This window comes from Parabacteroides provencensis, assembly GCF_900232875.1.
GTDB classification, from domain to species: domain Bacteria; phylum Bacteroidota; class Bacteroidia; order Bacteroidales; family Tannerellaceae; genus Parabacteroides; species Parabacteroides chinchillae.
The window spans coordinates 630,559-643,609 of sequence record NZ_LT960489.1 but is presented as its reverse complement, the minus strand read 5'-3'; the positions used below and the strand labels follow the sequence as shown (position 1 = coordinate 643,609).

Annotated in this window: 10 protein-coding genes; all 10 read right to left on the bottom strand. The window is 43.6% G+C overall.

The genetic code is table 11. The annotated features are described in order from the left end of the window. Positions 1-83: 83 nt before the first annotated feature. Entirely contained in the window at positions 84-2,342 is a 2,259-nt protein-coding gene (locus tag CTY47_RS09610; RefSeq protein WP_099464540.1) for an Lcl domain-containing protein, read from the bottom strand. 450 nt (positions 2,343-2,792) lie between these two features. Next, the gene (locus CTY47_RS09605; RefSeq protein WP_099464539.1) at positions 2,793-5,102 is read right to left on the bottom strand and encodes a TonB-dependent receptor; all 2,310 of its coding nucleotides are present in this window, start codon (positions 5,100-5,102) and stop codon (positions 2,793-2,795) included. A 141-nt stretch (positions 5,103-5,243) separates the two neighbouring features. Continuing rightward, positions 5,244-5,594 carry a hypothetical protein gene (locus CTY47_RS09600; RefSeq protein WP_099464538.1) on the bottom strand — a complete coding sequence of 117 codons (351 nt, stop codon included), beginning with the start codon at positions 5,592-5,594 and terminating at the stop codon, positions 5,244-5,246. Positions 5,595-5,668: 74 nt separating this feature from the next. Then, on the bottom strand, positions 5,669-7,219 hold the full coding sequence (gene ahpF, locus CTY47_RS09595) for an alkyl hydroperoxide reductase subunit F (RefSeq protein ID WP_099464537.1): 1,551 nt from the start codon (positions 7,217-7,219) through the stop codon (positions 5,669-5,671). Positions 7,220-7,287: 68 nt separating this feature from the next. Next, positions 7,288-7,854, bottom strand: coding sequence for an alkyl hydroperoxide reductase subunit C (gene ahpC, locus CTY47_RS09590; protein ID WP_099464536.1), 567 nt, complete (start codon positions 7,852-7,854; stop codon positions 7,288-7,290). Between the two features lie 98 nt (positions 7,855-7,952). Further along, the gene (locus CTY47_RS09585; RefSeq protein ID WP_099464869.1) at positions 7,953-9,785 is read right to left on the bottom strand and encodes an O-antigen ligase family protein; all 1,833 of its coding nucleotides are present in this window, start codon (positions 9,783-9,785) and stop codon (positions 7,953-7,955) included. Positions 9,786-9,814: 29 nt separating this feature from the next. After that, a complete protein-coding gene (gene lepB / locus CTY47_RS09580; RefSeq protein WP_099464535.1) occupies positions 9,815-10,699 on the bottom strand; it encodes a signal peptidase I in 885 nt (294 codons plus the stop codon). A gap of 46 nt (positions 10,700-10,745) precedes the next feature. Then, positions 10,746-11,627, bottom strand: a complete 882-nt coding sequence (locus tag CTY47_RS09575) for a DUF1573 domain-containing protein (protein ID WP_099464534.1) — start codon at positions 11,625-11,627, stop codon at positions 10,746-10,748. Continuing rightward, entirely contained in the window at positions 11,624-12,673 is a 1,050-nt protein-coding gene (locus tag CTY47_RS09570; RefSeq protein WP_099464533.1) for a BF3164 family lipoprotein, read from the bottom strand. Before CTY47_RS09570 ends, CTY47_RS09575 begins: the two co-directional genes overlap by 4 nt. Then, entirely contained in the window at positions 12,670-12,909 is a 240-nt protein-coding gene (locus tag CTY47_RS09565) for an NVEALA domain-containing protein (protein ID WP_099464532.1), read from the bottom strand. The genes CTY47_RS09570 and CTY47_RS09565 overlap by 4 nt, the downstream gene beginning before the upstream one ends. Positions 12,910-13,051: the final 142 nt, after the last annotated feature.

Genomic DNA, 13,051 nt, shown 5'->3' with positions numbered 1-13,051 from the left:
ACGGATTAAGGGATGTACATTCTCTGTTGGCTTTAGCCAAATTTCTTTCTGGGGTTGGGCTAAAGCCATATTCTATCTGCCAATCAGATATCCCGCACGCAGCGAACGAGGCAGTTACTCGTCTTGGGGATGGTGCGGTTCGTGGAGCCATTGTAGAAATATACAGGCCAGGCGTTACCGGCTTTGCTATCACTGCCCTCAGTGGCTGTCCAGGTGTAGGTGCTGCTACTGAGGGCAGTGAAGCCTCCTTTGCCTATCAGTTGCGGGTGTAGCACCCAAATCATCTGTAATTCCCGTTGTGTAGGCAGGCGCCATTGTCCGGCTGCTCCTCCTTCTCCCGAGTAGGCTTTGCAGGCATTCCATGCATCTGCCCAAGTCATAGCAGTTCCTCCGCTACTATTAGTCAGGTTGTTCCTCATCACCTGATAGCGGGTGGACATCTTTGCATTCCATGTACCGGTATGACTGGAGACATCATATCCAACAGAGAGGAGTTCCGTATTGCTAGGAGTGCATGCATGCATGGCTTCGCGCCGGCTGTTTGCTTCCGAAAGGGGTAGCAAACAGCCCAGCGGATTCAGTGCCGACAGGTCTATCACCGGATAGCCGTTAATGGTGGTAGCCATGGGTGCTACCGTTAATGGCTGTCCGGCATCCTTTACGCAACGCACATAGAAACGACCCGCCTTGCCGTCGCTGAAGTAGGCCGTTTCGCCGGTAGTGAGGTTTGTCATATAGCTGCTTTGCGAATGTCCCTCCGTGGATGCCCAGTGGTAAAAGTCCGTTGTATATTCTTTAAACTTCCCGCTGCCATCTATCCCTTGCTTCATAGCCCATATAGCCATCAGCTGCGCTTGGGTTGGCAGATACCATCCTGTCTCTCCGTTTACATTCAGGCTGTTGCAATAGTCGTAAGCGTATCCGGATCCTTTCTCTATGTTGGCTGATGTATAGGTGTGGTCCCAGTATTTCCGGCTTTCTGTTTGGTATCGGGTGGTTTCATCGTCCGACCATTTTATTCCGCTTTTATCGGTTGAATAAGCTGAGAGCAGCAACATCTTTGTGTAGCTCCCGGTTATAGTATTTGCAGCACCTGTGCCTGTCGTGTAGCCGCTAGCCCCTCCAAACAGGCCGATGCATAATCCAACGGCTTGTTTGGATACATCCATTGTCACCCTCCCATCGTTTGCTGCCAGATATTTTTGTGCGGCCAGCGTTCCGCTTACCGTGGATGTTATGGTGTAGTTGGTATGGCGGCGTAGTGAGAAGTCTGTCAGGTTGCTGCTTTTCCCTAAATAAATGTCATAGTTGAATGTTTCCGTTCCGTTCTTTATATATTCTTCTCCAATGGCAGGGGCTGTGTTCACTATTGATTTTGCAGCCGATGTAATCCTGATGTAGCTTGCATTGGCCGGGGCTTTGCTGCTGTTTCTGTCTGCCTGTGAGGAGATATTGCTTCCTGCCGGGCGGATGTTTTCTCCTACATACCAGACATTGCTATTGGCATTGCTTCCTGGTGTCGTTGCAACAAAGGATGCGGTTTGCGTATTTCCTGTCCCGTTGTAGTTGTCGTTGCCCCGCGTTGCAAAGTAGGGTGTTCCGGCGTTGCATAAAGTAATGGATTTGCGCGCCGGGCCTCCCGTTATGCTGAAAGTATTGCTTAGGGTCACTTTCGCCAGCGTGCGGTAGAGCTGTACGGATGTTGTTGCGTTTACTCCACCGGCAAATAGATTCACCGTTGCCGTTCCGGCGTAGGGTACGTCTGCGTCTGCGGCTATATTGTTCGTCATCACCAGCGCTTGAAAGTTTGCATAGTTTCCTGTGAAGTTTGCAAAGCTTCCTGTGCCTCCCGTGCTGGCGTAGTTGTTTGTTGCCGCATTATCGTTTGCTACAACCACTAGCCGGCAACTTGTTGCTGCCGGATCAGCTACGTTTGTAAAGGTTACTACTTTGTTTGTGTTTGCCGTCATGGTTCCGATGTTGGCTCTGCCGTTGAACGTTCCGTCGCTCTTAAAAAGGAGGGCGTAGACGTTCTTCAACGTTGTTGGCGCTTTGGTGGAAGGCATATCCGCAGAACAACTGTCTGTATCACTCGATACCAGTTCGTAGCTGAAGCCTGCTTGCGCGGCTTCGCTTCCCGGGGCTGCTTCGCGAATTAGCGCTCTCGTCTCCGGTATGGCTTCTACGTCGGTTTTGAGCGTAAGTGTCAGGGTATGTCCTGCGGTTTTGTCTTTTTCTAGTCCGTCGTCGTCGTTGCAGGCGGTCAATGCAGGCAGCATTGCCAGGATTATCAGGAAACCGGCCGCGAGGTAGCGGGTTTTGATCGCTTTTGTTTGTTCCATAACTTTGAATTTAGAGAGTTAATATTAGGTTGAAAATTGAGAAATCCGTTCTGTAGAGCCTCCGTAGGCCTACGGAGGTATCACCGGAGCTCCGGCAACGGTTTTGTAGGGGTACAGAATGGCTGCCGGCGCGTCTGTAATGGTTTTGTAGGGGTACGGAGGCTTCGCCGGTGCGTCGGTAATACTTTTGTAGGTATACGGAGGTTTTCCGTGCGGTACGGACACACGTTTTCGGCAGGCTGCAAGGGCAGCCTGCTATGTTTTGATTGAGTTTTACCGGGAAAAAGGAGGAGGAAAGGTTACGTTTTTTTTGCAAAATTACCTTCTTCATGAAGAAGGACTGTGGAACATACATGTTCCACAGATATATGTCTTATACAAGGAATGTATTTCATCTTGTTTATGAAATGTTGCGGGGGCAAAGATAGGGATTTTTATCTTTTTCCGCTATTAGAAACTGATCTTTGCCCCCGCAAAATAACCCCTTGGGCTTCCGGGCCCATATATGTAGGCCGAATCGCGGTTTTTACCCTGGTCGAAATCCGATTGATAGGCATTGAAGATGTTTTGAACGCCGGCATTAAATTCCAGCTTCATCTCTTTGTAAATAGGAAATTCGTAGGCCAGCTTAACATTCATATCGAAGAAATCCGGGGTTTCCACCGCTTTATCCATCAGGATATATCCTGCCAGATGCTGTACCAGCATGCTTCCGGTATAGGTTCCGGAGAGTGAGGCGGTGAAGCGCTTGAACGGAGTGACGGAAGATGTGAAGTAGCCGTATGTGTTTGGCGTACGAAACATTCTTTCTACCGCCGGTACGCTTTCATCGTTACTCCATTTTTCCGGTTCTTTGTAACGGCTTCGTTGCAGTGTTACCCCGGCCTGGATGGATAGCCACGAGGTTAATACGGATTTTCCTTCCAGCGTAAGCCCCATGACTTTTGCGCCGGAACCGTTTCTGCGTTCTTTTATCAGGTTGCCCTGTTCGTCTTTGCCTATGTCTTCCAATACGAATACGTCACTCAGGTTGGTGTAGAAACCCTCTACCAGGAAGTTTACCTGTATTCCGTTTTTAAAACGGTGGTAAAAGTCTACCGAGCTGCTCAGGCTTTGCGACTTTTCTTCCGTTAAATCCTTTGCACGTTGTATCAAAGCCACTTCGCCGCCTACGGCTGATATATGCATGTCTTCGTCGAATGCCTGCGGGGCACGGAAGCCGCTTGCATAGCTAAGGCGGATGTTTATGTCTTCTGTCGGGTTGAAACGTATGTTGGCCCGCGGGCTGAATACGGCATGGTCTATCATATTATGTTTATCCAGCCTTCCGCCGATAAGGAAACTCCACTGCTTGTTTTTCCACTCGTTTTGCAGGAAGGCACTTTCGATATGCACTTTCTGGTTGGTATAGCGATTGTATCCCAGCATTTCGTCTTTCAGATGATCAAAACTGTATTCCAGCCCGGCTGTCAGGTCGGAAGGCATAAACAGGAGTTTGTCGAAACTGTAATTGTATTGCGTTCCGGCTATCCAGGTTAGATCGGTGGTTTTGCCGTATGCATCCGGGTCTTTGTTCGTACCGTAATAGCTGTTGCGGTCTGTATTCTGTGCCGAGGTGAAAACGCTTAGTTTGTGTTTGTAGTCTTTTGAGAAAAGGTCAAACTTTAATCCGCCTCCATCTATCGAGTGCTCCAGTTGTTCGGCAATATCCGCTTCGTGGGGCGGGCGATCCAGGTTATTGCCTCCCCTGCGGAACTCGTTCATGTGATGATACTCAAAGGTCAGTTTGCTGTATGTGCCCGTTTTGATATAGGAACGGAAACCTACCATCTGGTTCTTTAGCTTAGGCAATTCTGTAAATCCGTCGCCGTCATAATCAAATCCGTTGCGGTGCCGGTTCTGTCCGAAGATATATATGCCGGCTTTGCCGTTTTCGGTTACCAGCGAAGCGTTCAGGGTGGTATTATTGTCGAACGACGAACTGCCTCCAATGGAAGTGAACGTATGTGCCAACTCACCTGAATTTCTTAAAGGCTCTTTTGTAATAATGTTGATTGTTCCCGCAATGGCTGAAGAGCCGAACAGGGCTGATCCGCCTCCGCGCATTACTTCTACCCGTTCGATCATATTGGCCGGAATCTGTTCCAGTCCGTAAACTCCCGAAAGGGCACTGAAAATGGGGCGCGAGTCTATCAGTATTTGTGTGTAAGGCCCGTCCAGTCCGTTGATACGAACTTGCTGGAATCCGCAGTTCTGGCAATTGTTTTCTACACGTACGCCGGGTTGGAAGTTGAGCCCTTGTGCCAGGTTTACGGAATTGGTCGTGGCGAATACTTTTGAGTCGATCACGTTAACCAGCGAGGGCGCCAGCCGTCTTGTCGTTTCGCTCCGGTTTGCAGATACAACGACTCCTTCAAGGGCAATCTGGTCTTCTTCCAGTTCTACGTTTATTTCCAGGGTCTTTCCCTTTTTTAAGGTTACTTCCCGTGTCACCGGTTTATATCCCAGTGTTTTATACTCTATGGTGAATTTGCCTTCCGGTAAGTTCTTCAGGAAGTAATGGCCGGAGTTATCCGTTGTGGTGCCTATTGTCGTACCCTTTATTATAACGTTGATAAAGGGCAGGTGTTCTCCGCTTTGTTTATCCAATACGTGTCCGAATACGTTTGCATCCGATTCGTTCAGGCGTTCTTCGCCCGTTGCCCATACTGCCGATAAGACACAGAAAAGGCATACTATGATTGTAATAGTCTTGTTCATATCTTTTAATGCTGATTTATAGTAATGTAAATGTGGAATGTATGCCTTCTATTCCGTGTTGATAATTAATAAAACAGAACTTGTCCGTGATAAAAGAATCATCCGGAAGGCATAAAAATAAGAAATAGTAATACGTATAAATCAGGATAGAGGAGGGGCACGTAGCGAACATTTCCCATTGAAAGGGATCAGATAATCCGGATATACCGGAGAATGTGACAATGTCCGGATATGGGAGTAAAGGGCAGCTAATAAGATAGCTGCAAACAAAGCACCTGTTATCTGTAAGGTAGATAGCTGGTGGAGTAATTGAAATTCTGCGTAGTTGTGGGAATGGTCGGGACGACCATCGTCTGTTTTCTGATAAGGATGCGAATGGACAATCGTTACTCCGTTGATAATATGAACGTGAGTCAACGCTATCAAACAACCCAGGTAGGCAATAAATAACGAGGGTAGTAATATTTTCAGATATTTTCTGTATTTATCCATCTCTCCGGCACAAATATATTAATATAACCGGAGAAATGGAAACAGGGTTTAAAAATTACCTATTTGTAGGTAGTTCAGATTACTCCGCGCATCCGGTCTTCAAAGGCTGAAAGGGCTGCTTTTGCTCCTTCGCCCATCGAGATGATGATCTGTTTGAAAGGTACGGTCGAGACGTCGCCTGCTGCGTAGATACCCGGTACGTTTGTACGGCAATGTGTGTCTATTACAATTTCGCCGGGACGGTTTGTCTCTACCAGTTCGCGGAAAATTCCGCTGTTGGCTGCCAATCCGATCTGTACGAAAATTCCATCCAGATTAATAATACGTTCTTCTTCCGTCTTACGGTCTTTTACGCGAATGCCGGTCACTTTTTCTCCGTTACCAATTACTTCTGTTGTTTGCGAGCTGGTGAATATTTCTACGTTGGGCAGGCTTTTCGCCTTTTCCTGCAGAACCTGATCGGCTTTCAATTCATCCATAAACTCAAGTACGGTTACTTTTGAACAGATACCAGCCAGGTCGATAGCCGCTTCAATGCCTGAATTTCCACCACCTACAACGGCCACATGTTTGCCTTTATAGAACGGCCCGTCGCAATGCGGACAGAAAGCAACGCCTCTTCCTATGTGTTCTGCTTCGCCTTGTATGTTCAGTTTCCGCCAGCTTGCGCCGGTTGCGATGATTAAGGCCGGAGCAACAAAAGTCTCGCCGGTAGAGGTGGTGATTATTTTGTCCTTCCCTGCGACTTCAACTTTTTCAACCTTACGGTGTTCCAGCAAGTCGATAGGATAACGGTTCATGTGCGTTTTCAAATTATCGGCCAGTTCGCTTCCGGTAGTTTCCGGTATAGAGATCAGGTTCTCTATTCCTACAGTTTCTTTTACCTGCCCGCCTATTTTTTCGGCTACAACAGCTACTTGCAAACCTTTACGGGCCGAATAGATTGCAGCGGACGAACCTGCAGGGCCGCCACCCAGTACGATAACATCGTATGTCTTGACTGTTTTCTCCACGGCATTTTCGTTAACACCGTATTTTTCTTCCAGCTTGCTTAATAGTTCGCCAAACTCTCCCCGGCCTACATGGATAAGTTTACCGTCGGCATATACCGAAGGAACTGCCTGTATCTTCAGCGACTCTACTTCTTCCTGGTTGATGGCTCCGTCTACTGTCGTATTGGTTATTTGGTTGTTCAGGGTTGTCATGGCATTTAATGCTTGTACGACATCCGGACAATTAGTGCAGGTCAACGAGACATAGGTCGTGATATTTATAGGGCCGTTTAATGCTTTCACGCGGTTGCATACGGCTTCGTCCGGGAAATTTTTTCCTTTTCCGTCAGCATTCAGTACGGCAAGTAGCAAAGATGTAAATTCGTGTCCGTTAGGAACTGCACGGAAGTTGATTCCGGTTTTTTGTCCGTTCTTCAGTAGTGTGAATTTAAGTCCTTCGCTGTCTTTAACCTCTACCTTTATCTTATCGGAGCAGTCGGCTACGTCGTTCAGTAGTTCCAATAACTCTTGGCGGCTCTCATGTCCGGGAGCTACCTGTATGTCGAAGGTATAATTTGCATCCAGATTGGCAAAAATACCTTTTAATTGTTCTTTTAACGCTGATTCTAACATATATGTAATGTATGAGAAGTGAATAAAAAGGCCGGCAATTTATCTTGCCGGCCTCTGTCTGGTTTTATTTAGATCTTACCGACCAGATCAATACTTGGTTTCAGTGTTGCTTCACCTTTTTTCCATTTTGCCGGACAAACTTCGTTCGGATGTGAAGCCACGAATTGAGCTGCTTCTACTTTGCGCATCAGTTCAGATGCATCGCGTCCGATGCCATTGTCATGAATCTCGGCAACTTTGATCTTACCTTCCGGATTTACAAGGAATGTACCTCGGTATGCCATACCTTCTTCTTCAATCATTACACCGAATGCGCGGCTAAGAAAACCTGTCGGGTCTGCCAGCATCGGATATTTGATCTTACGGATAGATTCGGAAGCGTCGTGCCATGCTTTATGTACGAAGTGTGAATCTGTACTTACTGAGTATATTTCTACGCCCATAGCCTGGAACTGATCGTATTTTTCAGCCATATCTACCAATTCGGTCGGACATACAAACGTAAAGTCTGCCGGATAAAAGAAGAAGATAGCCCATTTGCCTTTTAAATCTTCGTTAGTTACAGTTTTGAAATTACCATTATGGAATGCCTGGACACTGAACTCGGGAATTTGTGAATTAATAATTGTTTCCATGATTAATACCTTATAAAATTATTATTATTTGATTTTGTTTGATGTCACAAAAATATAATAACAATTCCCGATACAGCAAGGTTTTCGATTGAAAGATTTTATTGGCTCATAGATGAAACCTGTTTCCGGACTTCTTTTCGCATTTCTTTTATAGCCGTACTTTCTACCTTCGGTTGCTTGTTCATTACGACGTAAGCCGCGTTTTTCAATTTCTCCGGTTGATAGAAATCCGGTTCCGCGTATAACTTGACAAGCAGATAATAGGGGTAAATCCGTTCGGGTAAAATATTAATGGCATAGAGTAAGTGTTTTTCAGCCTGGTCGTATTTTCTTAATGATTGCTCGTTCTTTGCCATCATATAATAGAGCATAGGGTCGGAACTGAGTTGTATGGCTCGTTGTAGCAATGCATTTGCCTGCTCGTATTTTCCGGTTTTGCTCAGGCATTGGGAATATTCAAACAGAAATTCATGCTTATGGCGTAGTTGGGGATATAGCATCATGTAACTGTCTAGAGCTCCCCAGTAGCCTTTGTTACTGTATAATGCTTTGGCTCTCGACCATTGTGTATAGACATTTTGCATATCTTTTTGTTCTATAAACAGCAGCCCGCAACTAAGTGCCGTTATAAATCCGATATACGGAAACCTTCTTTGATTTCCGGCCAGGCTTTTTCCTTTTATTTTATTGGTAGATACACAAATGACCGAATAGAAAATGAGCAGAATCCAGAATGAAGGCAATTGGAACGGATAAGAAGAAAAAGCAAAGATCATGAGTGCAATTATTCCTCCGGTTGTACCGTACCGTTTACTTTTTATTCCGTAAAACAAAACGAAACCAACCCAAACAAGAAAAATGATAAGCCCAAAAAGACCTTGTTCCAATCCTATCTGTAGAAATTCATTAAATGCATATTCCGGACAACCGGCTACAAACTTTTCTGTTTCCGAGGCTTTTCCTGAGGCGAAATACTCCGCCTGTGTTTGCGCATAAACAGCAGGAAAGCCCCCTAGGCCAATACCTTTTAACGGATGCTTTTCTATTGCTTTTGCCGTAATACTCCACATTAATAACCTACCGTTAGCCGAATCTTTCTTTATTGTATAGATGGCAACAAGCCCTACGCACAGTGCTGCTATGCCCAGCACCAGAAAACCGATACATCTTTTACGATGTTTTTCCCAAAAAGTATACATGCCTTTCCAGCCGATCCGGTATGTAACATATACCCAAATGCAGGATACGGTGGCAGCTATCCATGCCGACCGGCTCATACCTGCCGGAAGAATCAGTATAATTGAGATAATGGATATCCATGCCAGATAGTAAAGAGTTGTTCTTGGATTGGATAGATCCGATTTCCTACAGTTGCTGAATCGTAGCATAACTCCGAAACTTACAGGAAGGATTGCTGCGATATATCCGCTGAATGGCCCGGGATTGAAAAAAGAGCCGGTAAGGTTGAAAAGCGGATGGTTGGAAATCTTGAGCCCGTACAATTGCATCATCCCCCATCTTGCTTCGAGTATGCCGGTGCATATAATGATGGAAATGAAGAACATTAGCAACGATGGATAGTTCTTGATTGCCAGCCGTATCATGAACCAAAGCATAATCAGTTGTCCGCCGAATAATAATTTTTCCGGTTCGGGGTTTAGTGTCCAATTGTAGGTCATCAGGATGATGGCGGCGTATAACAGTATTAATCCGTCTGCCGCCATGAACTTAATATTGTTGGTTTTCTTAATGACCATTTCCATAAATAAGGTGCTGGCTGCAAAAGCTAACATCATAATATGAAACCAGCAGGTTTTTCCTGCCACCATTCCGTTTACCAGGTCTGCGTTTGCCGCAAATACGGTACATAATAATAACATTCCACTGATAGAGAGGAAAAGAAGACATAAATATGATAGTAAAGCATTCATAATAGAGGATGATTTAATTTGCATAATTGTCAGTCGATGGTTTTAAAAAAACGTTTCCAGTGATATGTTTCGGTATAAGGATCCGATGATTTCCATATAAGCCATGCCTTTCCGACAATATAATCTTCGGGCAAAAGTCCCCAATATCTTGAATCTTGCGAGTTATCCGCCTTGTCTCCTCCCATGAAATAATAATTCTTTTGGAATTGGTATTCTGATATTGGTTGATTGCCGAGATACACTAACGAGTCTTTATATATTAGTTTTTTTTGCTGTTCCCATTCTATTAATTTCCAATATAAGTGGTAGCTGGTTCTGTCCATACTGATTTTATCGTTCGCTTTCGGAATATATAAAGGCCCGAAATCTTTGATATTCCATTGCATGATGGAGTCGTACGGATAAGTAATATAAACACTCTCTTCAAAAGTTTGCTTGTTGCGCAAAGAAAGATGTGTTTGGGCTTCCCGGTTTCCTATTTGGATGTCTGTTCCTTTTATTTTATAGAACCCATTTTGTATAAGTAATGTATCACCCGGCAAACCGATACACCGTTTGATGTAATATTTCATCATGTGCATTTCTAATTTATCCCAGGTATTAGGATGGAGATGGTGGAAAACGAGGACATCGTTCCTTTCTATTTCCTTAAATCCGGGTAAACGGTATACCGGAGTTTTTTCTCCACGTAATGAAGCAAATATATTGAATAAACGCGGTCCGATAGTGAGTTTACATACTACTACATTATCCCCCTCTATCAATTCCGGGCTCATCGAATCGCTGGGGATTCTGAATGAACTGAAAACGAATACTTGCAAAACGAATGCAATGACAATCATTATACATCCTATCCATAGGATATTTACTGTGCCATTTACCGCCCGGGTAATATGTTCTTTCAATGTCTTCATATAATCGCCATTTTAAATGGCGTCTCATTTAAGAGTAAATGGTTTTTTATAAGGCTTTACCTTTGATTTGTAATTTGACAAAGTTTCCCGTGTTACACTTTACCGTAATTGTTTCGTTAAAACTGCCTGCTTCTTTAGGTGTCATTGCTACATGGAGTTGGAGTGTCTCATTAGTTTGTGCCGGATTTTTATCAAATGAGACGCTTGCACAGCCACAAGTCGTACTTGCATCTATTATTACAAGCGGGTAATTTCCTGTGTTTTTTAGAATAAAAGTAGCTTCCCGTGTTTCGGAGTTTTTGAATGTACCTAAGTCTATTTCCGGAACATTGGTTTCTACGGTTGTCATTTTACTTTTGGCGTCAGGGAGGGATGTTTCAGTTAACTGGTTAATATATAAATCTTTTATAGCCAGATTGTGTACCGGATTGCCGATAACCAGCACTTTATTGTTTTTGTCTAACAAAAAAGTCTGGAAATTCATTTCTGTGGGGAATTGGTTTAATCTGTTCAACTGGTCGTCCAGATCAATGCAAACCGGATAGTCGAATTTATCTCGTCTGAATATGTATTTTAATTCTTTCTCATTTTTTGGATGGAAAAAGAAAAGAAAGGGCACTTGCCCGTTTGTCAGCGAGTCGGTATAAGCTATAAATCCTTTCCATTTCTCTAATTGCAGTTTACAACTAATGCATCCGAAAGAATCTACATATACCACAACTTTGTATTTTGATTCGGGAACATGAAAATCTATAGTGTCTGAACTTAATGTAGTAAAGACCGGGTTGGGAGGAAACACAATTTCCTTTCCTTGCCACTCTTGTACCAGTTTGGCAATTTTTTCTTTTTTGTTCCCGTTACATGCAATTAGCATGAGAAATGAAAGGAACAAGAAAACACCGGCAGTTGTATTTCTTACTCCTTTCATATCCTGAACTCTAAAAGAGGTTCATCATGATTTACATCCGTAGCGAAAATTGTTCCGGTTTGTTCATTCACGTCAATACCGTAAATAGCATGGTCTAATGTATACTTTTTGACAGGCTCACCTTTCAAATTGAATACATAAATATAACGACCGCCACTTTCGGGGTTCTCACCTCGTTTATAGGCTTCACCTATCTCTTTGAAAGAACGATTGTGGAATACGGCATAAATGTACTTGTCGGTAACTTTTATGTCGCTGAATCCCATAATACCGGTCGGAACGTAATCTCCTTCTACAATTCTGAATCGAGGCTCGCCTTGCGGCCCGTAAAACACAGAGTGAGTTTTGTTTTTTAGATCATAGATTTCCAAGACTTCGCCAAGCTGGGTAACCATAGCCAATATCCCGTTATTGGGGTTATAGCCTATAAAGGTACGCCATGCCTGAGCCAGAGCCGGTAACGATATTTCTTCGTAGTCAGTTTCTGTTGGTATATAGCCATCCGATTTTGTTAGTTTACCTTCATTCGATACTTCGTTATAGCGAAATTCGCCAAGATAGTTTGTTGTCAGGAAACCTGAATTTGTTTTACAAAAATCAAGTGTCCTTACCAGTGCCTTGTCTAACTTGATAGCTTCTGCCCTTTTAGCGGAGTGGTTTGCACGAGAGATGCTCCAACGCGTAATTTCCATTTTATTGGCATCTAATATCCATACGGAATCAGGCGAGTTGAATTGGACTTTTTCTCCGGATTGCATTTCTTCGGGGCCTTCACCTCTTTTTCCGAAAGAAACGATATGTTTCCAGTCCGGATAAGAAAAGGCATGGAAGAAATGATCAGCATTATGTAAGTCTAATACTAAAGCGATACTGTCCTTGACCGTTATCCGGAAAGGATAACGGAACAAGGCAGTATCTAAAGAAATAACCTGCGCTCTTAATGCCTTTTCATCGGGAAAACTAGTATAACGTGGATTGGTTATTTTCTTTTTATTACAGGATGTAAGCCCACATACAATTAATAATATGTATAGGAACTTTTTCATTCTTCTTCCCCTTTAGGAACCAGTCTTACACCACTGATTTTTATTTCTACGTAATGACCATAACATTCTATAGAACCGGTTCCCATACATCCGGTTGATGATCCTTCTCCTCCAGCTAATGCTTCAATATTATTGAACGCTAGATTATGGATGTCATTTTTTTTAGGAATAAAAAAGCAGCCTGCAGCAATAACGCTAACAATTAATAGAATTTTGAGAGTCTTATGTTTTTTCATTTTAAAAAAGATTGATTTATGTCACAAATATATTTTATAATGAGTAAAAAAGTCGCTAAAAATAATGACATTTTAATGACATTTAGTTTATTAGTATGGTTTGTTAATTTCTTATTTTTCTTTGTTACAACAATTTATATCT